At 63.5% G+C, this 24,148-nt stretch carries 26 protein-coding genes and 2 pseudogenes; 16 read left to right on the top strand and 12 right to left on the bottom strand.

Annotated elements, in window-relative coordinates; genetic code table 11:
• Nucleotides 1-113 precede the first annotated feature (113 nt).
• A complete protein-coding gene (locus PMI15_RS24805; protein WP_157214606.1) occupies nt 114-572 on the top strand; it encodes a hypothetical protein in 459 nt (152 codons plus the stop codon).
• 53 nt (nt 573-625) lie between these two features.
• On the top strand, nt 626-1,009 hold the full coding sequence (locus PMI15_RS12445) for a DUF1801 domain-containing protein (RefSeq protein WP_007869051.1): 384 nt from the start codon (nt 626-628) through the stop codon (nt 1,007-1,009).
• A 59-nt stretch (nt 1,010-1,068) separates the two neighbouring features.
• Here PMI15_RS12445 and PMI15_RS24800 read toward each other — a convergent pair.
• Nucleotides 1,069-1,170, bottom strand: a pseudogene (locus PMI15_RS24800) (CoA transferase); the annotation flags it as partial.
• A 924-nt stretch (nt 1,171-2,094) separates the two neighbouring features.
• Here PMI15_RS24800 and PMI15_RS24795 point away from each other — a divergent pair.
• Genes PMI15_RS24795 through PMI15_RS24785 form a run of 4 tightly spaced genes read left to right on the top strand, consistent with a single transcriptional unit; the run spans nt 2,095 to nt 5,367 of the window.
• The gene (locus PMI15_RS24795; RefSeq protein ID WP_007869050.1) at nt 2,095-3,000 is read left to right on the top strand and encodes a hypothetical protein; all 906 of its coding nucleotides are present in this window, start codon (nt 2,095-2,097) and stop codon (nt 2,998-3,000) included.
• A 40-nt stretch (nt 3,001-3,040) separates the two neighbouring features.
• Nucleotides 3,041-3,730, top strand: coding sequence for a hypothetical protein (locus PMI15_RS12440; RefSeq protein ID WP_007869049.1), 690 nt, complete (start codon nt 3,041-3,043; stop codon nt 3,728-3,730).
• 5 nt (nt 3,731-3,735) lie between these two features.
• Entirely contained in the window at nt 3,736-4,587 is an 852-nt protein-coding gene (locus PMI15_RS24790; RefSeq protein WP_007869048.1) for a hypothetical protein, read from the top strand.
• 6 nt (nt 4,588-4,593) lie between these two features.
• Nucleotides 4,594-5,367 carry a hypothetical protein gene (locus PMI15_RS24785; protein WP_007869047.1) on the top strand — a complete coding sequence of 258 codons (774 nt, stop codon included), beginning with the start codon at nt 4,594-4,596 and terminating at the stop codon, nt 5,365-5,367.
• A 60-nt stretch (nt 5,368-5,427) separates the two neighbouring features.
• Here the strand turns inward: PMI15_RS24785 and cynS are convergent, their stop codons facing one another.
• The 8 genes and pseudogenes from cynS to PMI15_RS12395 form a co-directional block, all read right to left on the bottom strand.
• Nucleotides 5,428-5,871: a cyanase gene (cynS, locus tag PMI15_RS12430; RefSeq protein WP_007869045.1), complete on the bottom strand. Its 444-nt coding sequence runs from the start codon at nt 5,869-5,871 to the stop codon at nt 5,428-5,430.
• A 59-nt stretch (nt 5,872-5,930) separates the two neighbouring features.
• A complete protein-coding gene (locus PMI15_RS12425) occupies nt 5,931-6,779 on the bottom strand; it encodes an ABC transporter ATP-binding protein (RefSeq protein WP_036838733.1) in 849 nt (282 codons plus the stop codon).
• Nucleotides 6,769-7,635 (bottom strand): nitrate ABC transporter permease, encoded by an 867-nt coding sequence (gene ntrB, locus PMI15_RS12420; protein ID WP_007869041.1) that lies wholly within the window; start codon nt 7,633-7,635, stop codon nt 6,769-6,771. Before ntrB ends, PMI15_RS12425 begins: the two co-directional genes overlap by 11 nt.
• Before the next feature lies 1 nt (nt 7,636).
• A pseudogene (locus PMI15_RS12415) lies at nt 7,637-8,913 on the bottom strand (CmpA/NrtA family ABC transporter substrate-binding protein).
• Between the two features lie 117 nt (nt 8,914-9,030).
• The gene (locus PMI15_RS12410) at nt 9,031-9,687 is read right to left on the bottom strand and encodes a response regulator transcription factor (RefSeq protein WP_007869036.1); all 657 of its coding nucleotides are present in this window, start codon (nt 9,685-9,687) and stop codon (nt 9,031-9,033) included.
• The gene (locus PMI15_RS12405; protein WP_007869035.1) at nt 9,684-10,943 is read right to left on the bottom strand and encodes a PAS domain-containing sensor histidine kinase; all 1,260 of its coding nucleotides are present in this window, start codon (nt 10,941-10,943) and stop codon (nt 9,684-9,686) included. Before PMI15_RS12405 ends, PMI15_RS12410 begins: the two co-directional genes overlap by 4 nt.
• A gap of 135 nt (nt 10,944-11,078) precedes the next feature.
• Nucleotides 11,079-12,872 (bottom strand): heparinase II/III family protein, encoded by a 1,794-nt coding sequence (locus tag PMI15_RS12400; RefSeq protein ID WP_007869032.1) that lies wholly within the window; start codon nt 12,870-12,872, stop codon nt 11,079-11,081.
• A gap of 41 nt (nt 12,873-12,913) precedes the next feature.
• Nucleotides 12,914-13,474 (bottom strand): hypothetical protein, encoded by a 561-nt coding sequence (locus PMI15_RS12395; protein WP_007869030.1) that lies wholly within the window; start codon nt 13,472-13,474, stop codon nt 12,914-12,916.
• 241 nt (nt 13,475-13,715) lie between these two features.
• On the opposite strand from PMI15_RS12395, the gene PMI15_RS12390 reads away from it, so the two are divergent.
• The 5 genes from PMI15_RS12390 (at nt 13,716) to ptsP (ending at nt 18,140) form a co-directional block, all read left to right on the top strand.
• Complete coding sequence (locus PMI15_RS12390) at nt 13,716-14,258, top strand: hypothetical protein (protein WP_036838727.1); 543 nt, start codon at nt 13,716-13,718, stop codon at nt 14,256-14,258.
• Nucleotides 14,255-15,550 (top strand): MFS transporter, encoded by a 1,296-nt coding sequence (locus PMI15_RS12385; protein WP_007869025.1) that lies wholly within the window; start codon nt 14,255-14,257, stop codon nt 15,548-15,550. Before PMI15_RS12390 ends, PMI15_RS12385 begins: the two co-directional genes overlap by 4 nt.
• A complete protein-coding gene (locus PMI15_RS12380) occupies nt 15,547-15,990 on the top strand; it encodes a PTS sugar transporter subunit IIA (RefSeq protein ID WP_007869023.1) in 444 nt (147 codons plus the stop codon). The genes PMI15_RS12385 and PMI15_RS12380 overlap by 4 nt, the downstream gene beginning before the upstream one ends.
• Nucleotides 15,959-16,228, top strand: a complete 270-nt coding sequence (locus PMI15_RS12375; protein ID WP_007869021.1) for an HPr family phosphocarrier protein — start codon at nt 15,959-15,961, stop codon at nt 16,226-16,228. Before PMI15_RS12380 ends, PMI15_RS12375 begins: the two co-directional genes overlap by 32 nt.
• 142 nt (nt 16,229-16,370) lie before the next feature.
• Nucleotides 16,371-18,140 (top strand): phosphoenolpyruvate--protein phosphotransferase, encoded by a 1,770-nt coding sequence (gene ptsP, locus PMI15_RS12370; RefSeq protein WP_036838724.1) that lies wholly within the window; start codon nt 16,371-16,373, stop codon nt 18,138-18,140.
• A 4-nt stretch (nt 18,141-18,144) separates the two neighbouring features.
• Here ptsP and PMI15_RS12365 read toward each other — a convergent pair whose 3' ends face one another.
• Nucleotides 18,145-19,197, bottom strand: a complete 1,053-nt coding sequence (locus PMI15_RS12365) for an amidohydrolase family protein (protein ID WP_007869016.1) — start codon at nt 19,195-19,197, stop codon at nt 18,145-18,147.
• Nucleotides 19,198-19,364: 167 nt separating this feature from the next.
• Here PMI15_RS12365 and PMI15_RS12360 point away from each other — a divergent pair, with 167 nt between their 5' ends.
• From PMI15_RS12360 to PMI15_RS12340, 5 genes are read left to right on the top strand one after another with little or no spacing between them, the layout of a single operon-like run.
• Nucleotides 19,365-19,823, top strand: a complete 459-nt coding sequence (locus PMI15_RS12360; protein WP_007869014.1) for a Spy/CpxP family protein refolding chaperone — start codon at nt 19,365-19,367, stop codon at nt 19,821-19,823.
• Nucleotides 19,816-20,268, top strand: coding sequence for a DUF4260 domain-containing protein (locus PMI15_RS12355; protein WP_007869012.1), 453 nt, complete (start codon nt 19,816-19,818; stop codon nt 20,266-20,268). The genes PMI15_RS12360 and PMI15_RS12355 overlap by 8 nt, the downstream gene beginning before the upstream one ends.
• Nucleotides 20,268-20,630 carry a hypothetical protein gene (locus PMI15_RS12350; RefSeq protein ID WP_007869010.1) on the top strand — a complete coding sequence of 121 codons (363 nt, stop codon included), beginning with the start codon at nt 20,268-20,270 and terminating at the stop codon, nt 20,628-20,630. Before PMI15_RS12355 ends, PMI15_RS12350 begins: the two co-directional genes overlap by 1 nt.
• A 32-nt stretch (nt 20,631-20,662) precedes the next feature.
• On the top strand, nt 20,663-21,346 hold the full coding sequence (locus PMI15_RS12345) for a response regulator transcription factor (protein WP_007869006.1): 684 nt from the start codon (nt 20,663-20,665) through the stop codon (nt 21,344-21,346).
• On the top strand, nt 21,343-22,632 hold the full coding sequence (locus tag PMI15_RS12340) for a cell wall metabolism sensor histidine kinase WalK (protein WP_007869004.1): 1,290 nt from the start codon (nt 21,343-21,345) through the stop codon (nt 22,630-22,632). The genes PMI15_RS12345 and PMI15_RS12340 overlap by 4 nt, the downstream gene beginning before the upstream one ends.
• Nucleotides 22,633-22,639: 7 nt before the next feature.
• On the opposite strand, the gene PMI15_RS12335 is transcribed toward PMI15_RS12340, so the two are convergent.
• Both PMI15_RS12335 and PMI15_RS12330 read right to left on the bottom strand, forming a co-directional pair.
• Entirely contained in the window at nt 22,640-23,200 is a 561-nt protein-coding gene (locus tag PMI15_RS12335; RefSeq protein WP_036838776.1) for a 2OG-Fe(II) oxygenase, read from the bottom strand.
• A gap of 29 nt (nt 23,201-23,229) precedes the next feature.
• Nucleotides 23,230-24,147: a LysR family transcriptional regulator gene (locus PMI15_RS12330; protein WP_036838774.1), complete on the bottom strand. Its 918-nt coding sequence runs from the start codon at nt 24,145-24,147 to the stop codon at nt 23,230-23,232.
• Nucleotide 24,148 lies beyond the last annotated feature (1 nt).

Raw genomic sequence — 24,148 nt, 5'->3', positions numbered from 1 at the left:
GATGATCGGTCAATGCCAACGGCAGTCGAAGTTTCGGGGTATGAAATGCTTAAACTGCACATGCGGCGCTACTTTTATACCGCAGCTCAAGCGGCATCAATTCGGGAGATTGCATGAAGAAAAATCAGTCAACTTGGGTGCGTACCTGGATCGTCGTTTCTGTTCTTTGGGGAGCCATACTCATCGGTCTGATAGTGCGATTGCTTGCAAGTGGACCATCTTTCGCGGTTGCGAGCTCGGAGCCCTGTCCGCAGCTTCTGCTGCGACCAGCCCCAGCTATTGAAAAAGCCTTAGTGAGCGTATACCCCACGCTGTACTTCAAGATTGTCATATGGCGTGACGCCAAGACAGGCACAGAACTTTCGCTGTATCGCAAGGGTGAGCAGGTCCTCTCCTGTGGAACCCTGGAGGCCCGCGCCCAGCTGTTTCAGCTAGCCGCTCAAAGCGGGCTCATTCAGCCTCAGGCGTATTTGCGCACGAAGCTACTTGTGTTGATCATTGTCATATCGGCGCTCCTGCTTGCGCCGATCGTGTATCTCGCTCATCTTCCGTTTGCAAAGAAGGCTCCGTAAGTTCGGGCTCCGCCAATCCGAAACCTGACCAGCGCACGGCGTTGGCATTCGCCATGATGAAAAAAACCACTCCCGCTGCAAGCCCCGACGCGTATGTCGCTGCCCTGTCCGGCTGGCAGCGTGCGGTGGTTGAACAGCTGCGGGCAGCCGTCCTGGGTAGCGCCGCGCTGGACGAGGTCATCAAATGGGGCCATCTGGTTTATCTGTCGAACGGGCCTGTGCTGCTGATCCGCGCCGAGGAAAGCCGCGTCCTGTTCGGCTTCTGGCGAGGGCAACGCCTGCGCGAGATGGACCCGCTGCTCAAATCCGGTGGCAAGTACGAAATGGCGACGAGAGTGTTCCACGAGGGTGACGAAGTCAATGCCGCCTTGTCGCGCCGCCTCGTCAAAGAGGCGGTGCGGCTTAACAAAGTACTTGGCGATCCGACGAAACTCTAGTGACGTATCAGACAGGGGCGGCCAAGTAAGCGACTTCAGTGCCCGCCCTCTGAGCATCCTTCAAAAACGGCGGCCCCCAAGTCGGCCAAGGTCTGGGTGCACCAGGGGCCCGCGAGCACGCGGGAGAGGTCGAGGATGCTGATGCCGGATAGGGAGTTCATAGGCGCATTTTGCCTTCACGAAGGCCGCCAGCTCTCACCCGCCCTCTCCCGGGGAAAGAGGGCAGGAAATCGGGTAACTGGTTGTGCCTTTCTAAGACTTTGGCTGTTACGCCTTCTCCCTCTGGGAGAGGGCAGAGGCTGACGGCTGGTGGTGCCGCAAGCTGAATGAATCGATACGCCTCGTGTGAAAAAAGACGATGCGCTCCTCCGATTGGAGGATGGGCCGAATTCAATAGAGGACTAGAATTTTTTGTCAAATGCTGACGGATTTGTTTGTCGGTTTCGGCTGTGTAGATTCGGGTATTCCTCGCAAGCTGGTAGGGCCGACTGCTTCAACAGGTTGCACGGCCAATTAAAAACCGTAGCTACCAGATTTGACGAAGGCTTTGCTGTGCAAGTTATACATACGGGAGGATGCGATGCAAGCTCTAGTTGGTATGCACAAAGGCAAGTCGATGGAGGAAGTCGTTCTGAAGGAGCCAGCCTATGTTCACTGGCTGCTCGGACAAATTCCCACGGGACCCCTTCTCGCCATGAAAAGTGAGGCTAAGCGTCTCGTCCAAAAATTCGATAAGAAACCATACACCACGAAGTGCTGGGGTCGTAGTTGCACGAATACAGCAACTCGTCTCAGCGTCTACCTGGACAACATAGTCCCACATTGGTGGTGCGATACGTGTGACCCCTACGAAACCGGGGCCAACAGGGGAAAACTCCAGATATTTAGTGCTTACTCAGAGGCACTGAACCACGTGCAATTTTTCTGTAAGGGCAATAAGAGCGACTACAGAAGTCTGGTCAGAAGTATGGCGAAAGCAAAAGGGCTACCAGTGCGCGTGGGAGATTTGCAGGCGAAAGCGTTCTTCACATGAGGCACAACAGCGCCGCAAAGTGCCCATTGCCTTTGACGTCAGAGTGCAAAGCATGATCCCGCCACTACCCCAAGAGGTTGTCGCATATGTTCGCAGGGTATTTCGCGCGTGCGACAAAGAATTGAGTCGTCGAATTGCACGTGTGCCGAATGTTCACGAAACCGCTCTCGACATGGCGCTTATCGATCAACTCGCAGCATTCTCGTCGCCAGCGTTGGTGGCCCCGAACTGGACTGTTCGTATCGACACTCATTTTTTGGGAGGTCGACGACACTTTCATTCATGGGAAGTCGCAGATATTGGTCTGCTCGTCTTTGTTCGGATCGGTGGCCGTGTATGTGCGAAGAAAGTCGCTCTTTTGCAGTCCAAGCGTCTCTTCCCATTAGGCGGTGACACGGTAGCGTCCGATTCCATCGATGACTACCACATAGGATTCGGTAGGCTTTTTCCTTCGGATGAGATCACGGTGGCGCTATCCAGTCCAACTACATTTCGCTTTTCACCGTCATCCAAATACAAGTCTCTGCAGGCCGGGGGTCATCAGGCCAGCGCAATTGCCGAGTTCGAAAGAACACGAAATATTCCGGTGCATTATCTGTTCTACAACCCATGGGCAGTTCCTTTCGAAGTGCAAACGCCCATGGCGTCAAAGCCTAAGCTGATCGGTGCAGGCAACGCGGGAACTCGAGTGGTACCCGCAGCGCTAGTTGCACAGAAAATGGTAGGTAAGTCACCAACTTTTACTCCATCGTTCCAAGATATGCAGGGACTAGCGGGCCGCAATCGCCATATGGCAGGCTGGTGTCTTGATTACTTCGTAGCTGATCTGGTTCTTGGTTGCAAAGAAGGAAAAATCATCGATACGGAAGACCAGAACACCATGCGAAGCCTATTTTCGGAAAGATCTGGCCCCATCTCAGCGGCGATTGCCATCGGCATAGAAGGCGCTAACGGCTGAAGCAGCGCGGTTTATCCAACGCGACAACTTAGGAGTGGGGATGGAAAAACTTCCAGAAAAAGCGACAGGCGATACCGTCCATGCGATAGTGAAAAGCATTGCGAGCGCCGTACCGACCGCTGGAGGGCCACTGTCCGTGCTACTTGAGACGTTGTTTGCTCCCCCTATCGAACGGCGAAGAGAGAAATGGTTCAAACAACTTGCCGAAGTAGTTTCGCAGTTGGAGCAACGAGTGGAGGGCCTTTCTGCCGAAAACCTATCGCAAAACGAGCTTTTCATCACTATTGCTATTCAAGCAACAACAATTGCGCTGCGCAACCATCAAGATGAGAAGATCAGTGCGTTGAGAGGTGCGATTCTTCATGCCGGGCTTCCGGACGGACCGGACGAGCAGCTTCAGTTAATGTTTCTTCAATTTGTTGACGAACTTACCCCGTTGCATATAGCAATGCTCGCAATACTCAACGGCCCTGTTCGCTGGATGGAACAGCATCAGATGCAGTATCCCGGTTGGGGTATGGGTAGCGTATCGGCCGTTGTTGAACACTGTCTCCCCGTTGTTCGCGGTCGGCGCGAGGTCTACGAGCAAATCGTTCGTGACCTTCAGGCGCGAGGACTGATCCATCAAGGACAATTTCTCAACGTCAACATGACCGGCAATGGCATGGTGGAATCGCGCACCACGGAGATTGGTAAAGCTTTCATCGCTTATGTATCCGAGGAAGCGTAGCCGGTATGGAAAACACTCAGGGTGGCCGTGGTTCGTATCTGCGTGGACTTGCAGTGGCCATTTCAGTCACCGATGATTTTGGCCTCTTCCGTGCGTGTGTTAATTGCCTCTCTCCTCATGAGGCTGTCGATCTTCTTCGTCTCGAGGCGGGAAAGTCTTCTAAGTTGCGAGACGCGCTACTCCAAAAAGTCGTGCGCGATGTCGCACACAAGGTATGTGCGGAACATCTCCAGTTGACAGAGACTCTGTTGCAGGACCTTTCGTCCGCGGACTCCCGTGCCAGGCAGGGTCTTGGTTATTGCCTTTCTTCCTTGCATCCAACTTTGCCCCGCAAGGCGCAGGAGCGGATTCAGGCAGGATTCTTTTCGTCCCGCTATGTAGTAGTCCGACGTCGCGGTTACAAGGCGGCCAATGCAGTGGGGTGGGTCCAGATCGAACTACTCTTAGCCACATGGGAGATGTACCGAGACCCCGAATCTGCATTGCTGTTGGTTAAGCTACTTCCGCCAGTGCGTCTGCTTGCAATGCGAGGGGACCTTATGCCAGCTTTGTCGGAGGGGTGGATGCGGTCACGTCTATATCTTCGATTAGCGGAAATCGCGCCTGAAACCGTCGGAGAGCTTGAAAGCGTTGACGGCATCTCATACTGCTACGTATTGGCCAAGCTTGGACGCGAACTGACGGTAGCCCAGGCGAAGGCAGTCGTGAAACGATTTGAAGGCGACGACCGTTTCGGACTTGTCGTTTGGTCCTTAGGGCAAATGAAGCAGTGGCAAGTCTTAACCTGGCTCGCTAAGCGCTTGCCTGAGGTTCACGAGGCAAGATTGACGGCTTTGACTGCCAAATATGCCGGATAGGAAAAAATGAACTCCTCGCGCGTCTGCGCATACTGCAAGAAGGCCGGCTCTCTCACTAGGGAGCATATTTGGCCCGCTGGCATCATCAAGCGCGCTAAAGATATCAATACAAGTTACCTTGGCAAGCTCGAAAAGTTCGTTGACGCCGAACTTACGATCAAGGACGTTTGTTCTGCTTGTAACAACGGACCACTCAGCGCACTTGACGCATACATCTGCGACTTGTTCGATGCTCAATTCAGTCGCCCGGCCATTCGACGACAACCCAGAACTTTCATCTATGACTACGAAGTGCTTTTGCGTTGGCTCCTTAAAATTTCATACAACTCAGCAAGGATGAACGAGTCAGATGTTGAGGTGCTTTCTAGGCACGTCGAGTTCGTGCTCAATGGCGGTGAATTGCCTACAGGCATACAGGTTCGACTCGAACTAATTCATTCATCACCGAACCCAAACTGGTCGCCAGGAAGCGAGACGGTAAAGGAGATTCCAGCAATCTCTATACGGTGCGCTCGAGTCGACATGCCCGAAAATCCCCTTCCAGGTGCAACCCTTCGTCTTGTCGCGATATACGGCTTCTACTTCTGGGTAGTCATTGCGCCGCCGCACGTCAAAGCTTCACTCTTGCACGAGGGGCTTCCAGGAAAACTTCTGCCGAACAACAGGAGCAAGTTGTCTCTATACGCCACGCGCGGAATGCTGGAGTTCCACGCTTCTTGGGCGCTAAATCCACGTGCTTCACAGTCAATGCGCGAGCTGAGGGCGCGCCGTGCCAGGTAACCCTTCTCGTCTATCTCGCTATCTCGCTATATCGCGTAAGTCGTGGGCTCAGTCGGTAGCTCAATAAGTCTTGTACGGCAAAAACTTCCCTGACAACACCACATTGACCCGGTCCCCCTTGGGATCAGGCTCACGCACGATGTCCATGCTGAAGTCAATCGCACTCATGATGCCGTCGCCGAATTCTTCGTGGATCAGTTCCTTGATGGTGGTGCCGTAGACGCTCACGATTTCATACCAGCGGTAGATCAGCGGGTCGGTGGGGACGGGTGTGGGCAGCGAGCCTTTGTAGGGCACGACTTGCAGCCATTTCTGTTCTTCGGCCGTGAGGCCAAAAATTTTGCCAATCACTTTGGCCTGCTTGGCGTCGAAGGTCATCTGGCCCAGGCAGCCTGCGGTGGTCCATTCCTTGCTGAGGCCGACCTTTTTGGCGACGGACTCCCAGGTGATGCCTTTGCTGACTTTGACGGTGATGATTTTTTCGGTGATGTCGTTGCGGTTCATGGTTTTTGGCTCCTGTGTTTGAGGGGGTTTTGGAAAAGTGAAATGAAAAGGGCGGTAGGTCAATGCGCCTTGGCGCGCGTGACCAGGAAGTCGACGATGTGGTTGCGCAGGTCGTAGTAGCCGGGCAGATGGTGCAGGCCGGCGCGGCTGCGTTCGCGGGGCAAGGGGTTGATGACTTCCTCGGCAATGCGGCCGGGTGCGTAAACGCCCTCGTTGTCCGTGCCGTTGCTCATCAGGAGGATGCGGTCGGCCAGCAAAATCGCCTCGTCCACGTCGTGGGTGATCATGAAGACGGTCTGCTGCGTCTCACGCACGATGGCCATGAGTTCGTCCTGTATGGTGCCGCGGGTCAGCGCGTCAAGCGCGCCAAAGGGCTCGTCGAGCAGCAGCATCTTGGGCTGGATGGCAAAGGCGCGGGCGATGCCCACGCGCTGCTTCATGCCGCCTGAAAGCTGCGAAGGCTTTTTGTCGATGGCGGCCGACAGGCCCACCATGGCAACGAATTTCTCGACATGGGCGTTGACCTGCGCGGCAGTCCAGTCGGGCCAGCGCGAAATCACGGCAAAGGCGATGTTTTTGCGCACCGTGAGCCAGGGCATGAGCGCATGGCTCTGGAAGACCACGCCGCGCTCCAGGCTGGGGCCGCCTATCTCGCGCTGGTCCATGAACACGTGGCCGGCGCTCGCGCTGTCCAGCCCGGCCAGCACATTGAGGATGGTGGTCTTGCCGCAGCCCGAGTGGCCGATGATGCAGACAAACTCGCCCTTGCTGATGCTGAAGGACACATCGGCAAACACCGGCCTGCCGGGCGTGAAGGTCTTGCTGAGCCCTTCGATCTTGAGAAATCCCTGCATGTGTTCTTTCGATGGTGTGGCGACAGGGGTACGCGTCATGGGTTCACTCCACATAAGTGACCGCCTTCTGCAGCTGCGCAAACGCCAGGTCCAGCAGCATGCCGACGATGCCTATGACCAGGATGGCGAAGATCACGTTGGTGAGCGAGAGGTTGTTCCACTCGTTCCAGACGAAATAGCCTATGCCGGTGCCGCCCACCAGCATCTCGGCGGCCACGATGACCAGCCAGGCAATGCCCATGGAGATGCGCATGCCGGTCAATATCGTGGGCGCGGCCGCGGGCAGGATGACCTGGAAGGCCTTGCGCAGGGGCTTGACTTCCAGCGTGCTGGCCACATTAAGCCATTCGCGTTTGACCGAGGCCACGCCAAAGGCGGTGTTGATCAGCATGGGCCAGACCGAGCAGATAAAGATCACAAAAATGCCCGAGATCGACGAATCCTTGATGGTGTAAAGCGCCAGCGGCATCCAGGCCAGCGGCGAGATCGGCTTGAGCACCTGGATAAAGGGGTCAAACGCGCGGCGCAGCAGCGGCGACATGCCGATCACAAAACCCAGCGGCACGGCGACCGCGCAGGCCAGCAAAAAGCCTAAACCCACACGCGCCAGCGAATGGCCCAGCTGGATCAGGATGCCCTTGTCGTTGGGGCCGTTGTCGTAAAGCGGGTTGGAGACCTGCTTCCAGATAGCCGTGCCCATCTGGCCCAGCGTGGGGAAACCCGTGGTCTTGCTGCTGCCCGGGTCCTTGCCCATCATCTTCTGGTATTCGATCTGCTCGGCGCTCAGGCCGGCCGTGCTGGCGGCCGGCGTTCCTGGAGCGGGCAGCGTGGCCACATACCAGATGCCGAGAATGGTCAGGAAGATGAGCAGCGAGACCAGGCCCGCCCTGAGGTTCAAGGACTTGAACATGTCAGGCTAGCTTGTTAATCGCAAAACTTTTTACGTACTCGTCTGGCTTTGCCGGGTCAAACTCCTTGCCCATGACCTTGAATTTTTTGTAAGCGCCTTCGGGCGGCTTGAAGCCGGCCAGCGCCATCTGCTTCTTGGCGTCGGTCAGCATGAAGACCTTCTCGGCGATCTGCCTGTAGTTGACCTCGCCTTTCACATAGCCCCAGCGCTTCATCTGCGTGAGCATCCACACGGCCATGCTCTGCCAGGGCACGGGGTCGAAGTTGGCGCGGTCGGGCACGTTGCGGATATTGCCCAGGCCGTCGGCGAACTTGCCGGTCAGCACCTGCTGCAGCACGGCCTCGGGCTGGTTCAGGTATTGCGTGGGCGCGATGACCTTGGCGATCAGGTCGCGGTCCTTGGGCTGGCTGGCCATGAAGGAGGCGCCCAGCACCGCGCGGTACAGCGCCGCGAAGGTGTTGGGGTTCTGCTTGATGAACTCATCGCTCACGCCAAAGGCGCAGCAGGGATGGCCGTCCCAGATTTCCTTGGACAGGATGTGGATGAAGCCGACCTCGTCGTACACCGCGCGCTGGTTGAAGGGGTCGGGGCCCAGGAAGCCGTCGATGTTGCCGGCGCGCAGGTTGGCCACCATCTCGGGCGGCGGCACCACGCGCAGCTGCACGTCGGTGTCGGGGTTCAGGCCGTTCTCGGCGAGGTAGTAGCGCAGCAGGAAGTTGTGCATGCTGTACTCGAAGGGGATGGCGAACTTGAAGCCCTTCCAGTTTTTCGGGTCGCGGTTGGCCTTGTGCTTGACGTGCAGCGTGATGGCCTGGCCGTTGGTGTTCTGGATGCTGGCGACGTTCATGTTGACCTGGTTGGAGCCCAGGCCCATGGTCATGGCCAGCGGCATGGGCGACAGGAAGTGCGAGGCGTCATGCTCCCTGTTGATCATCTTGTCGCGTATCAGCGCCCAGCCGGCGGTCTTGTTGAGCTGCACGTTGAGGCCTTCTTTTCCAGCGGGCTGCGCTCCTGCGCCATGGCCTGCAGCGCGCCCAGCGGCAGCACCGAGGCAATCGCCGCGCGCGCCGTGTTGGCGCCCACCGCGCGCAGAAAGCCGCGGCGCACGCTGTCGACCGGGAACAGCGCTTTCACCAGGCTGGCTTCCATGAAGTCCTGCGAGAGCTGCTGCGGGCTGGCGGCGGCACCGTCGTGTTCACCCGGCGCGTGGTTTTCGCCGCAGGCGCAGCGCAGCATCAGCGGACGGTCGGCATCATAGGCATCGAAACGGTTGGACATGAGAAACCCCTGTGGCAAAGATGCGGGATTCCATGCAAGGCCCGGGCCTGTGGACGCGGTCTGTGAGGCCGCTGCCGCAAATCGCCGGGCCCCGCCCTAAGCGCTGTAGGGCCAGCCCTACAAATTCGGCGCTTTGGCCAGGCGCTCGGCGTACAGCGCGAGCTCCACGTCGTTGCGGGTGCCGGTTTTTTCAAGGATGCGCGCGCGGTAGGTGCTCACGGTGTTGGCCGCCAGGCTCAGCTGCGCACCAATTTCGCCCACGGACTTGCCGGCCGTGAGCAGGCGGAACACCTGGTACTCGCGGTGCGACAGCGATTCGGTGCCGCTGCCGGCCGCGCCGCCGCCCACGGCGCCGGCCAGGGCTTCGGCGGCGATCGCCGAGACATAGATGCCGCCACCGGCCACCTTGCGCACCGCGGCGATCATGTCGTCGGGATTCGCGCTTTTGTTCAGGTAGCCGGCCGCGCCCAGCTTGATGCAGCGCACGGCGTATTGTTTTTCGGGGTAGGTGCTGAGCATCAGCACCGGCAGGCGCGGCCATTGTTTCTTCAGGGCCTGCAGCACGTCCAGGCCGTCGCGGTCGGGCAGGGCGATGTCCAGCAGCACCGCGTCCAGGCCTTTGTCGCCGTCCAGGGCCTGCACGCGCTGCAGGACCTCGGGGCCGGTTTCAGCCTCGGCCGCCACCTCGATCTCGGGCGCGTCGGCCAGCACCTGCTTCAAGCCCTCGCGCACGATGCGGTGGTCGTCGCCGATCAGGATCCTGAGTGTCTTCATGGCGGGTTGGCTGCTGCCGGCGGCAGCGCGATGCGCAAATGGAACAGGCAGCCGCGGCCGGGCTCGCTGCTGATCTCCAGGCTGCCGCCCAGGTGGCGGGCGCGCTCGCGCATGCCCATCACGCCGTAGGCATCGGCGGCTTCAAAGGCGGCGGCTTCGGCGCCGCGGCCGTTGTCCCGCACCGCGATGCTGATGCCGGCCGCGTCGGCCTGTATGTGTATGGCGACCTCGCTGGCCGCGGCGTGTCGGCCCACGTTGCTGAGCATTTCCTGGAAGATGCGGAAGACGGCGATCGCCGAAGGCTCGGGCAGCGGCGCGGCGCCGGCCACGTCCATGCGCCAGTCGAGCGCCAGCTCGGCCGACTGCACGAACTCATGCGCCTGCCAGTCCAGCGCGGCCCACAGGCCCTGGTGGTCCAGGATGCTGGGGCGCAGGTCGGTGATGATGCGGCCGACGTTGTCGACGGCGCTTTCAATCAGCCGGCCCATGTTCTGGCATTTGCAGCGCATGGTCTCGCGCATGGCCTGGGCGGCTTCGGGCTCGCGCTGCTGCTGCTCGCCCAGGCGCTTGTCCAGCCAGCCCACGTCCATCTTGAGCGCCACCAGCAGGCTGCCGAGCTCGTCGTGCACCTCGCGCGCGATGCGCGTGCGCTCTTCCTCGCGCACGCTGTGGGTGTAGGCCGTGAGTTCGCGCAGGTGCTGCAGCGCTTCCGAGAGGGCGTGGGTGCGCTCGCTCACGCGCTGCTCCAGCACCGCATGGGCCTGGCGCAGCGCGTCCTCGGCCTGGCGGCGCGCCGAGATGTCGACAAAGGTGACCACCGCGCCCTGCACCACGCCGCCTTCGACGATGGGGTAGGAGGAATACTCGACCGCGAAGGCACTGCCGTTCTTGCGCCAGAACAATTCGCTGTCGATGCGGCAGGGCAGGGCCTTGCGGAAGGCGTTGAAGATGGGGCACAGCTGCTCGGGGTAGTGGTCGCCGCCGGCATGCGAGTGGTGGGCCAGCTCGTGCATGTTGCGGCCCAGCACCTCGGCCGGCGCGTAGCCCAGCTGTTCGGCGCCGGCCCGGTTGATAAAGGTGCAGCGGCCGTCCATGTCGATGCCGAAGATGCCTTCGCCGGTGGATTCGAGCAACTGCGACAGCCTGTCGCGCCAGACGGCCTGGTTCGTGCCCGGCAGGCCCGGAACGCCCGGCAGGTGGGGCGGCAGGGACCTGGCCGGGGGCGGCATGGCGGGCAGGTACACGTCTTCGAACATGCATCCCCATTAGCAAGCAACGTGCCCAGCTTGGTGCAAAGGTGGCGGCCCTTGGTGCGCCAAAGCGGTGCAAAAAGGCCGTAAGGCGGCGCCCAAGGGCAAAGCTGGTGCCGCCCAGTGAGCGACCCATGATGCCTAGCCCCGCGAAAAGCGGGCGCTGAGCTTCCAGCTGCCGTCTGCCGCGGGCTTTCCGGACACCACCAGCTGGCGAACGTTGGGATTCGGGTGGTCGAAGTCCTGGCGGGGCGCGGAAATATCCAGCACGCCCAGCTGGATTGCGCTGCCTTCAAACTGTACTGCCAGGCGTTTGCCCTGTTGCGTCAGAAACGCGGTCGTGCCCTCCACCCTGACCTCGGCCTCGGTGGCCATCGCCCATCGGACGGTGCTGCCGGCGCGGGCGCCGAGAAGCTCGTCGTCAAGTTGCACCGCATCATCCAGGAAACGGGCGCGGCGGGTGGCCTGCGTGGCCTGGCCCGGCAACAGCGCGGGGGTCAGGTCTATCAAGGCCTCGCGTTCGGCAAGCATGCGCAGCGTGGCCATGCCGCGGACGCTGTGTGGCTGGCTGTCCAGCGTCAGTGTGTTGTGCGCCTGGGCAGACAGCCTGAAGACCTGCCAGCGTGTTGAGTCCGCCTTCATGTTCCACAGGTCAATGCCGCGGGATTCCAGGCTGCCGTAGTCCTGCATGCCGAGGTCCTTGGCCCAGCGCAGGCCATCCAGTTCGAGCACGAAACTGCCCGCATCCATGTGCGCATGGCTGTGCGCCGCCCCGCCCGCCTTGATGGCGAACCACCACGCGTTGGGATCGGACCATGATGAGCGCCAGATGGCGAGCGGCTGCGCCCCCTGGGCCGAGAAGCTTGCAGGCAGGGGATTTCCACCCGTTTTTGTGGGCCACCACAACACCGAGAGGGGCGCGAAGCGTTCAGACAGGCCCTGCTGCTTGCGGATCATCTCGCGCTTGGCCGTCAACAGTGCGGGCTGGTCCAGTTCACGGGCCAGGTAGACGATGGCGCATGGCAATTCCTGGCCCTCGACGCTGTCGGCAAAATCGAAGTGCTTCCCGGACGGGCCGATGGAGTGTGTGTAGAACTCGGCACTGCGCCTGAAGCCGGGCGCATCCAGCAAGCCCCAGTCGCCGCCTTTGCGGCCACGGAGTGCGGCGGCCAGCAGCACGGTAAAGCTGGTTCCATAGCTCCAGTAGTTCGGCCCTTCAGGGTAGGCCCCGTCCGGCCGGTAGGCATTCAGCCCGATGAATACGCCTTGACGCGCCGCCGCGAGGAGGTCGGCTGCGAGTGCGGGTTCATCTTCCTCTACGGCCAGCGCTCCCAGGACCATGCCGCCGATGCACACCTGGCTCCAGTTGTTGGTGGACCTGAAGGCTCTGTGGCCGTAACGCGCCTGGGCAATGCCCTTGCCGACAATCGCCGCGCGCAGGGCGGCACGGTCATCGGCCGACAGGTCGTTGAAAAGCCAGCCGTAGGAGATGGCCATGCCCGTGATCGTCTCGGCAAGCTCCAGATAATGCTCCGGCCATTCGCTGAATGCGGCGACGGCGAGCATTTCCTGCCGGGCGCGGTCCAGGAAAACCCGCTCCCTTGTCACCCTGTACGCGAAAGCCCACTGCAGGCTTCGGCGAATGAATTCGCGCGAAACACCCAGCAGGCGGCCGTTTTCGAGTTTGTGCTCGAGCGGAGGCAGGGCGATGTCGGTGCGGGCGCGCGCCAGCAGTGCTGCGTTGAAACGGTCGAGATCGGGGTCCGCTTTGCATCGATCAGGCAGGGAAGACCAATCGCTTTCGCTGGCAAGCAGTGGCGGGTGAATCTGAACTGTTGACGGCGATTCGGCAATAAGCTGCAGGCTCCCGCACCCGGTCAACTGGGTGGCGACTGGAAACATCGCGGCGAGAAACTCACGGCGTTTGAAAGGCATGCTTGTTGTCCTTCAGCTTGGCAGCCTGGCCTGAGGTTTAACTAATCCGTAAACTCAGTGAACATCGCTTCAGGGCAACGCCCGCTTGCGCCATTGCGTTCGTAGTAGTTCCAGCGATAGGCCATTTCGGTGTTGTCGCGGCAAGCCACACCCTTGTAGAGCTTGCCGTAAGTGGCCCTTGCACCTGAGGATGAGCGGTAGCTGTCATGGGATTCAGCCACCAGCACGCCATCCTTGGGATAAACCTTCAGCACGCCATAAGACGCATTGCTCAGTATGTCGTACTCCACATAGAGTGTGTTCCGCTCGGCATCCCGCCCTGATTTTTCTATCAAGATAAAAACCGCCTGTTGCTGCTCAACCAGCTCCTGCTGCGTCAGGTGGGTAAATGATTGAGACTGCATTTTTTTGCCGAATTTCAGTGCGGGGCCCAGCACCAGCAAAGGTTTTCGTTCGCCCTCGGCGGCAGGGTTGAAGCGATGCAGAAGCGGTTTCTTGAACCTGTTCACCACAGCCGAGAAAATTTCATCGTCGCTGAAGTTTTGATTCTGCAGTTCCAAAGCCCAGGCAGGGCTTGCGGCGCATAGCAGCATGGCCGCCATGAATGTGTGTGTTCTGAAATAGACCATGACCAAGCTTACCAAGCCGGGGCCCGATTCAGATGGCCGTGATGGCAGGGCCGCATCATGGCGCGAAGTCCTGAACTTCTTCGATACGGGTTCCGGGCATAGGCCGACCATGAGCCAGCAAGGTGCCCGGCTCGGTGCAAGGCCGGATGCTTTTTGCGCGCCAAAGCGGTGCAGAACGCCGCCTCCAGGCGGGAATCCCTGTAAAGTCCAAGGCATGCTTATGACTTTTGGGGGGGCCGCGCGCCTCTTGCCGCGGCTGGCCGCCGCCTTTTTCCTGACGACGATGGCCCTGCTGACGGCCTGCAGCCCCACCCTGAACTGGCGCGAAGTGCGGCCCGAGGGCACACGCCTGGCGCTGCTGCTGCCCTGCAAGCCCGACAAGGCGCAAAAAACCGTGCCCCTGGGCGGGCCGGCGACGCCGCTGTCCATGCTGGGCTGCGATGCCGGCGGCGCGACCTTTGCCGTGGCGGTGGCGCAGCTGGGCGATGCGGCCCAGGCCGGGCCGGTGCTCGCGCAGTGGCAAAGCCTGACGCTGGCGAATATGAAGGCCGGGCCCGCGCAGGTCTCGCCGCTCACCATGCCCGGCGCGGCCGCCATCCTGGTCAAGGCCCAGGGCCGGCGCGCCGACGGCACGGCGGTCAGCGGGCAGGCGGCGTACTTTGCCCAGGGCGCGCAGGCCTTCCAGGTGGTGCTGTATGCCGACCGCATCACGCCCGAACTCGCCGAAACCTTTTTCTCCAGCCTTAAGTTCGAATGACGGGCGCCGAAACCTCCATGTCCGCCGCGCGCAATGTATCGGCCGCGCCGTCCGAACCCGGCCGGCTGGATGCCTGGACCGGCGCCATCGTCTTCCTGGCCTTTGCCGCGGCCTACTTTTGTTCGGCGCTGGTGCGGGCCATCACGGCCACTTTGTCGCCGGTGCTGACGCAGGATTTTTCGCTGCATGCGCGCGACCTGGGCCTGCTGGCCGGCGGTTATTTCCTGGGCTTTGCGGCCACGCAGCTGCCGCTGGGCACCTGGCTGGATCGCCATGGGCCCAAGCGCGTGATCCTGAGTTTTTTAAGCATTGCCGTGCTGGGTTGCCTGGCGTTTTCGCTGGCGACCAGCTTTGCCTGGCTGCTGGCGGCGCGTGTGCTGGTGGGCATGGGCGTGAGCGCCTGCCTGATGGCGCCGCTCACGGGCTACCGCCGCTGGTTCGAGCCGGGCACGGTCTTGCGCGCCAATTCCTGGATGCTGATGACGGGCTCGCTGGGCATGCTGGCCTCCACCCTGCCGGTGCAGTGGCTGATGCCGGTCACGGGCTGGCGGCCGCTGTTCTGGATACTGGCGGCCATGATTGTGCTGTCTATGGCCGCCATCGCCTGGGTGGCGCCGGCGTGGAGACTGAACCATGCCGCAACGCCCGCGGTACCAGGCGAGACCGGCTACGCGCCCATCTGGCGCAGCCGCTATTTCCGCAAGATGACGCCCATGGCTTTCTTCAACTACGGCGGGCTGGTCGCGGTGCAGACCTTGTGGGCTGGCCCCTGGATGGTCAAGGTCGCGGGCTACACGCCGCTTGAGGCCGCCACCGGCCTCTTCTATATCAATGCCACCATGCTGCTGACCTTCTGGAGCTGGGGCATGGTCAATCCCTGGCTGTCGCGCCAGGGCTGGTCGGCGACCCGACTGATCACCTGGGGCGTGCCGGTCAGCATCGCGGTGCTGGCCTTCAACATCGCGGCCGGTGCGTCCACCGGCTGGCTGGGCTGGGCGCTGTTCTGCATGGGCTGCAGCGTGATGGGCCTGGCGCAGCCGGCGGTGGGCATGGCCTTCAAGCCCTCGCTGGCGGGGCGGGCGCTGTCGGCCTACAACCTCATGATTTTTGCCGGCGTGTTTGTCGTGCAGTGGGGCATAGGCCTGCTGATCGACGTGTTCGCCGCCCTGGGCCTGGGCACGCTGGCAAGCTTCCAGGCGGCCATGGGGGTGTTATTGTGTTGTTGTATCGCCTCATATGGGTATTTCCTCAGTGTGCGCGCCGATAATTCAGTGGAACCCGAAAACCCATGAACGGCATCTTCATCATCGCCCACGCTCCGCTGGCCTCCGCCCTGCGCCAGTGCGTGCTGCATGTGTTCCCCGACAACGCGCCCGGCGTCGCCGCGCTGGACGTGCAGCCGAACATGCCGCCCGAGGAAACCCTGGCCCAGGCCCGCATCATGCTGGCCCAGCTGGGCACCTCGCACGCGCTGGTGCTGGCCGACGTCTTCGGGGCCACGCCCTGCAACGTGGCGCAAAAGTTAGTCGACGGCGTTCATTCCAAACTTATCACCGGCATCAACCTGCCCATGCTGCTGCGCACCGTGTCCTACCGGCACGAGTCGCTCGACGCCCTGGTGGCGCGCGCCCTCGTCGGGGCCACGCAGGGCGTGATGCAGGTCGCCATTACCGCACCGCAAAACCAGGTGCGCCGAAACCATGATCAAGACCAGCACGAACATCAGCAATAAGCTGGGCCTGCACGCCCGCGCCTCCGCCAAACTCACCAAACTCGCCGGCAGCTTCGGCTGCGAAGTCTGGATGAGCAAGGGCGAGCGCCGCGTCAATGCCAAAAGCATCATGGGCGTCATGATGCTGGCCGCCGGCCTGGGCAGCACCGTCGAGGTCGAGACCAACGGCAACGACGAGCAGGCGGCGATGGAGGCCATCCTGGCCCTCATCGCCGACAAATTCGGGGAAGGCGAGTGAATGGCCCCCACGCTTGTCACTTCGTGTACTGCGCTGCCCCCCGAGGGGGCCGCCCGCCTGCGGCCCGGCAAAGCCGGTTCCGCGGCTCGAACTTGCCTTATCCGGCTCGCTTCGCATCGCTTGGGGAAATGGGAGTGACGTCTTGACTTTCTCAGTCCACGGTCTGGCTGTTTCGCGAGGCATCGCGATAGGCCGTGCCGTGCTCGTCGCGTCCAGCCGCGCCGACGTGGCGCACTATTTCATCGAGGACGACAAGACGGCCGACGAGATCACGCGGGTGCGGATTTCACGCAACGCGGTGATGGAGGAAATTACGCGCCTGCAGCAGGACCTGCCCAAGGACGCGCCGCACGAGCTGGCCGCGCTGCTGGACGTGCACCTGATGCTGCTGCAGGACGAGCAGCTGATCAGCGGCGTCAAGCACTGGATCGTCGACCGCCACTACAACGCCGAGTGGGCGCTGACCACGCAGTACGAAATCATCGCGCGCCAGTTCGACGACATGGAGGACGAGTACCTGCGCGAGCGCAAGGCCGACCTCGAGCAGGTGGTCGAGCGCATCCTGCGCCACATGAAGGGCGTGGCCTCGCCGGTGCAGCCGGCCGCCCAGGCGGGCGCGGGCCGCAAGCTCTCGCAGCAGGACCTGCTGCTGGACGACACCACCGACGTGCCGCTGGTGCTGGTGGCGCACGACCTGTCGCCGGCCGACATGCTGCAGTTCAAGCAAAGCCTGTTCGCCGGTTTCGCCACCGACGTGGGCGGCAAGACCTCGCACACGGCCATCGTGGCGCGCAGCATGGACATCCCGGCGGTGGTGGGCGCGCGCAGCGCCAGCCAGCTGATCAAGCAGGACGACTGGGTCATCATCGACGGCGACGCCGGCGTGCTGATTGTCGATCCCTCGCCCATCATCCTGGCCGAGTACGGCTTCAAGCAGCGCCAGGGCGAGCTTGAGCGCCAGCGCCTGAACCGGCTGAAAAACACGCCCTCGCTGACCATAGACGGGCAGCGCGTGGAGCTGCTGGCGAATATTGAAATGCCCGAGGACACCCTGGGCGCGGTGACGGCCGGCGCGGTCGGCGTCGGCTTGTTCCGCAGCGAATTCCTGTTCATGGGGCGCAGCGGCAAGCTGCCCGACGAGGAAGAGCAGTACCAGGCCTACCGCAAGGCGATTGAAGGCATGCACGGCCTGCCGGTGACCATACGCACGGTGGACATAGGCTCGGACAAGCCGCTGGACCGCCATGCCAAGGCGCAGGACACCCATTTGAACCCGGCGCTGGGCCTGCGCGCCATACGCTGGAGCCTGGCGGACCCGCCCATGTTCCTCACGCAGCTGCGCGCCATCCTGCGCGCGGCCGCGCACGGCCAGGTCAACCTGCTGGTGCCCATGCTGGCGCATGCCACGGAAATCCGCCAGACCATGTCGCTGATAGACCATGCGCGCGCGACGCTGGACAACAACGGCACGCCCTACGGCCCGGTGCGCCTGGGCGCGATGATTGAAATCCCGGCGGCTGCGCTCACGCTCAAGCTCTTCCTGAAGTACTTCGACTTTTTGTCGATAGGCACCAACGACCTGATCCAGTACACGCTGGCCATAGACCGCGCCGACGAGGCGGTCTCGCACCTGTACGACCCCTGCCACCCGGCGGTGCTGCGCCTGATCGCCGACACCATTGCCGAATGCGACGCCCAGGGCAAGGGTGTGAGCGTCTGCGGCGAGATGGCCGGCGACGTGGGCATGACGCGGCTGCTGCTGGGCCTGGGCCTGCGCAGCTTTTCCATGCACCCCTCGCAAATCCTGGCGGTCAAGCAGCAGATCCTGCGCGCCGACGCCTCCAAGCTGCAGCCCTGGGCCGCACAGGTGTTGGCCAGCGAGGACCCCGCCGTGCTGCTGCAGTCCGCCTGATTCTTCAGGCGCCCCAGTTCTTCCCGGTCACCAGCCGCCAGGCATTGCCATAGGCGATCTTGTGGCGGGCGGCTTCGCTGAGCGGCGCCAGGATCAGGTTGCGCTGCCGGCCCATGGCGGTCCGGTACATGGATTCGACCGGCGGCCGGTAGTCGCTGGCCGCCAGAAAGCGCTCGGGAAATTTCTCCAGCAAGGCCTGCCATTCGCTGCCCAGCCGCCCGCCCTGGAAGAGGGTGGAGTCGCGCGCGCCCGAGGGGCGGTAGATGCTCTCGGGGCGCGGCACCGCCAGGTCGAAATGCAGGCCGGGAAAACGTGTGATCAGCGAGGCCACATAAGCGGGGTTGTAGGTTTTGGCGCGCTCAGGGTAGCGGACCATGCCCAGGTGGCACCAGATGACCTGCGCCTTGGGATAGCGCGCCAGCATGGCTTCCAGCACCGGGAGCAGGGTGTCCTCGATCTCGTAGTGGATCTGGAAGGCCGTGCCGGTGTCCTCGCTGAGCTGGAACAGCGCCTGGCCCGCGGGCCCATCCAGCGGCACGGTGATGTCGCGGGCGAAGTTGCGGGCTTCAACCTGTTCGGGGGAGGGGTAGTGGCGAAACTCGTATTCCCCCATGAGGTGGTAGCGGCCGCTCCTGAGGTCGCCGGCCACCTTGCTCACAAAGGCGTCGGGGTTGTTCCACCAGCGCGGGAACTCGCCGCTGCTGGTCGTGGGGATGAAGTAGCCGGGGTACTGGCGGTGCAATTCAAGCGAGGGCTCGGAATCCGGCGAAAACGCCGGCGCAAAGGCGATCTGCGCCACGTCGATCTCGTCCATCCAGGCCATGAGCTGGGGAATGTTGGTGGTGCCGGCCACATAGGTCGCTTCCATGTCGATGATGGGCAGGCGGCCCTTGTCGAGCATGGCCTGCAGTCGTTGCCGCCAGGCTTCGATGGACGCGGCGCGCGCGGCCGGGTCGGCGGCGCCCGCGGGCAAGGGTTGTGAAAAGGCCGGCCAGCCCAGGGTGGCCAGCGCGGCGGCCGGTGCGACGGCGCGCTGCAGAAATTGTCGACGGTCCATGTGTTCTATCCCTCCTCCGGGCCCTGGGCCCTGGTTCCCGCTGCCTATCTTAGGGGATGGCCGCCCCGGCCGAAACAAAGCGAAACATGCCGCAACCGGCGCGAAAACACCGCCGGGCCCGGCGCGGGCACCATGAAGAACCTCAACACCTTTCGCAAAGGCTCTTCATGAAACACCGCGTCAAAAAACTCCTGCTCGGCCTGTTTGGCGGGGCGCTCATTGTCGGCAGCCTGGGCGCCTGTTCGCACGGCGGCCCCGGCATGCATGGCGACATGGGCTCGCCTGAAGCGCGTGCCCGCATGGTCGAGAAAATCGGTTCGCGCCTGGACCTCGATGCCGCGCAAAAGCAAAAGCTCGCCGTGCTGGCCGACAAGCTGCAGGCCCAGCGCACCGCCCTGCGCGGCGCCACCGAGCCGCGCGAGGCCTTTCGCGGCCTGTTCGCCGGCAACAAGCTGGACCAGGCCGGCGCCAAAAAGCTGATCGACGAAAAAACCGCGGCCCTGCAGTCCGGCAGCCCCGAGGTCATCGCCGCCGCGGCCGATTTCTTCGACAACCTGCGCCCCGAGCAGCAGCAAAAAGTGCGCGACTTCATGGAGCGCGGCCGCCGCTGGGGCTACCGTGGCTGAGGCGCTGGTCTTTTTGCCCGGCCGCGTGGCGCGGCCGGTGCGCCGCGAGGCGGCGGCGACGCCCGGCAGCGCCAATGGCGGCGTGCGCCTGCTGTTGCGCGCCGAGGGGCTGATGGTGCTGGCAGCCTCGGTGGCGGCTTATGGCCAGTTCGGCGCGGGCTGGGGCTGGTTCGCGGCGCTGTTCCTGCTGCCCGACCTGTCCTTCCTGGCTTACCTGGCCGGGCCGCGCTGGGGTGCGCTGGCCTACAACGCGGCGCATTCCTATCTGGGCGCTGTCGGCCTGCTGGCCGTGGGCGTGCTGGGCGGCTCGCCGCTGCTGCTGGCGGCGGCGCTGGTCTGGTGCGCGCACATAGGCTTTGACCGCTTGCTTGGCTACGGCCTCAAGTACGGCGCGGGCTTTGCCCATACCCACCTGGGCCGGCTGGGGCCGCAGGACCCGTGGTGATGGCAGCCCGGGCCTGGCGCATGCTGCGCGGCTTTCTGTTGCTGGAGGCTGGCCTGCTGGGCGCGGCCTCGGCGGTGCATTCCGGGCTGCTGCTGCAAGGCCATACCCACGGCCAGGCCCGCATCGCCGAGGCGGTGATTGCGGCCGTGCTGCTGGCGGCCTGGGCCCTGAGCCTGGTGCGGCCCGCGCGCACGCGCAAGCTGGCGCTGCTGGGCCAGGCCTTCGCCTTGCTCGGTACGCTGGTGGGCCTGTTCACCATCGCCGTGGGCATAGGGCCGCAGTCTGCACCCGACCTGGTGTTTCACTTCGCGCTGGTCGCCTTGCTGCTGGCGGGGCTGTACTTCGCGCGCCGCGCCGCCTGAGGGCGGCCGCGATTTCTCCCTATGATGGCCGCATGCCCCGCATTCTTCTGATCGACGACGACGAGCACCTGGCCGCGCCGCTGGCCGCCTACTTCGCGCGTTTTGACTTTGTGCTGGACAGCGCCCTGCGCCCCGGCGAGGGCCTGGCCAAACTGCGCGCCGGCGCGTATGACGCGGCCATCCTGGACGTCATGCTGCCCGAGATGGACGGCTTCGCGCTGTGCCGCGAGATCCGCAAGGAAAGCGACATCCCGGTCATCATGCTGACCGCGCGCGGCGACGTGATGGACCGTGTGGTCGGCCTGGAGCTGGGCGCCGACGACTACCTGCCCAAGCCTTTTGAGCCGCGCGAACTGGTGGCGCGCGTGCAGACCATTTTGCGGCGCCAGCGCGCCGTGCCGCCGGCCGCGCCGCGCCGTGTATTCGAGGGCCTGTCGATCAACCTGGAGACACGCGAGGTGCTGCGCCTGGGCGAGAAGGTCGAGCTGACCGGCACCGAGTTCGAACTGCTGGCGCTGCTGGCGGCCGACCCGGGCAAGGTGTTCAACCGCGACGACATCCTCAACCGCCTGCGCGGCCACGAGGCCGAGCTGTACACACGCGCCGTCGACATCGTGGTGAGCCGGCTGCGCAAAAAACTCGAGCCGCTGGACTGCATCAAGACGCTGCGCAACGCCGGCTACACGCTGGCGGTGGGCAAGCCGGGCGCGCCATGAGGCGAAACCGCTGCCGCCCTTCGCGGCCCGAGCGCTGGCGCCGCCGCTGGGGGCATTCGCTGCGGCTGCGCCTGATCACGGTCTTCCTGCTGTTGGCGCTGGCCATGGGCGCGGTTTTCATGAGTGGCATGCAGCGCGCGTTTTCCAGCGGCTGGCGCGACGCGGCCAGGCCCCTGGTCAGCGACTACATGGACAGGCTGGTGGCCGACCTGGGCTCGCCGCCCGACCTGGGCCGCGCGCAGGCGCTGGCGGCGCGGCTGCCGATCTCGATACGCATCGAGGGGCCGCAGGTCAACTGGCAGTCGCACCCGGACCGGCAGTTCTTCGGCGGCCGCGCCAGCGAATGGCTCAGCCGTACCACCGCCGACGGCCACAAGGTGGTGTTCGGCCCCGGCACCATTCCCTCGCACGGCATGTTCGGCTGGATCACCCTGTCGCTGCTGCTGTGCCTGCTGGTGGGCGCCTATGCCTATGTCCGGCGCCTGCTGCGCCCGCTGGACGACATACGCGCCGGGGCCGAACGCTTCGGCCGCGGGGTGTTCGACACGCCCATCCCGCTGCGCCGGCGCGATGAGCTCGGAGACCTGGCCGCGCGCATCAACACCATGGCGCACGACATCAAGGCCATGCTGGACGCCAAGCGCGGGCTGCTGCTGGCGCTGAGCCACGAGCTGCGCTCGCCGCTGACGCGCGCGCGCCTCAATGCCGAACTGCTGCCGGTGCAGGGCGAAGGCAGTGCGCCGCGTGAACGCGACGCGCTGCTGCGCGACCTCGGCGAGATGCGCGACCTGATCAGCGACCTGCTCGAAAGCGAACGCCTGGCCAGCCCGCACGCGGCCCTGCAGCGCGAGACCGTGGACCTGGCCGCGCTGGCGCGCGAGGTGGTGGCCGACATGCCGCAGGCGGCCGCCGTGGCGCTGGACCTGGCGCCGGATTTGCCGGCGCTGGCGCTGGACCGCATGCGCGTTCGCCTGCTGCTGCGCAACCTGCTGGACAACGCGCTGCGCTACAGCGCCGGCGCGGCGCAGCCGCCGCGTTTGTCGCTACAGGCCGGGGACGGCGGCGGTGTGGTGCTGGAGGTGCGCGACTTCGGCCCCGGCGTGGACCCGGCGCAGCTGGCGCACCTGACCGAGCCTTTTTTCCGCACCGACGGCGCGCGCCAGCGCGCCACCGGCGGCGTGGGCCTGGGCATGTATCTGTGCCGGCTGGTGGCGCAGGCCCACGGCGCGACGCTGGAGGTGCGCAATGCGGCGCCGGGGCTGGCGGTGCAGGTGCTGTGGCGTTAGCCTCGGCTCAGCCGGCAGGCGGCCTGCTCTTGCTGTACATCACATCGGTACGCAGGACGTACTTTGTGCCGCTTGCAATCGGCGCACCCTGGTGCCTCATGGCGTGGGGAAAGACGAGCGCCATCCCGGCGGACGGTTTGATGATTTCCCATTGGAACTCCGTGTTTCCGCCTTCATAGTCCTCATTGAGGTAGATGATGAAAGTCAGCAAGCTGACTTCGTCGTCGCTCTTGAAGTAGAACCCGTCCTTGTGCCATTTGAAATACTGGCCGGGGACATAGCGGTAAAACCGGAAGCGCTCGTTGAACCCTGACAAGGTCCACTGGTCGAGCACGTCCGGAAGGAAAGGCCGCGCGCGTTCAAACAGGGTTTGTGCGAGCGCCGGATCGTCAAAAACAATCCGGTCGTTGTTCCTGATCTCCCTGGCTATTTCGGATCCATTGGCGGTCTGGATGGCGGCCTCTTCATAGCCGGTTTCCTCGCTGCCGCCGATGTAGGCGGCGCATTCCTGCGACGTCAGGAATTCCTTGAGCGTGAACAGGCCTGCGCCGTGGCTGATCTTTTCCATGGGGGACTCGTTGTTTTTGATGGGCCTGATCATAGGGTCCGTTCGGCGTCGGCGCCGTGTCCCGCGCACACCTCGCGTACACAGCCGCGCAGCCAGCGGTGCGCCGGGTCGGCATCCAGCCGCGGATGCCACAGCAAGGACACGGTGAATTCGGGCGTGGGCACCGGCAGGGCAAAGCTCAGCATGCCGGCGCGCAGCTTGCCGGTATGGCGTTCGGGCACGCTGGCGACCAGATCGGATGCACCGGCCAGGGCCAGCGCCGCCGAAAAACTGCCGACGATGGCGGCGACCTCTCTTTGCAGGCCCAGCGGCGCCAGGGCTTCGTCCACCGGCTCGGCGCCCAGGCCGCGCCGCGAGACGGCGATGTGCCGGGCGGCCGCATACCGCGCGGGTGTGATTTCGCCCTCGGCCAGCGGGTGGCCCTGGCGCACCACGCCTATGAAGCGGTCGCGAAACAAGGCCTGCACGCGCAGCTCGGGCGCGGTGGCCTTGCCGATCACGCCGGTTTCGAGGTCGACGTCGCCGTCGCGCAGCGGCGTGCTGTCCTTGTCGAGTTTTTGCACAAAACACAGGCGCACGCCGGGCGCTTCCCGGCTCAAGCGGGCAAGCAGCGCGGGTCCGAAGTTCTCCACAAAACCTTCACGCGTGCGCAGGGTGAAGGTGCGCGCCAGCTGCGGGAGGTCGAGTTTCTCGGCGGGGCGCAGCACGGCCTGCGCGTCCTGCACCAGCCGGCCGACCTGCTCGCGCAGTTCCACGGCCCGGGGTGTAGGCACCAGGCCGCGCCCGGCCCTGACCAGCAGCGGGTCGCCCGTGGTCTCGCGCAGGCGGGCCAGCGCCCGGCTCATGGCCGAGGGACTGAGCCGCAAACGCCGGGCCGCGCCGGCCACGCTGCCTTCGGCGAGCAGCACGTCGAGGACCACCAGCAGGTTGAAATCAGGCATGGACATG

Source organism: Polaromonas sp. CF318 (assembly GCF_000282655.1).
In the GTDB taxonomy this organism is placed as follows: Bacteria; Pseudomonadota; Gammaproteobacteria; order Burkholderiales; family Burkholderiaceae_C; genus Polaromonas.
This window is presented reverse-complemented; position numbering and strand designations above follow the sequence as displayed.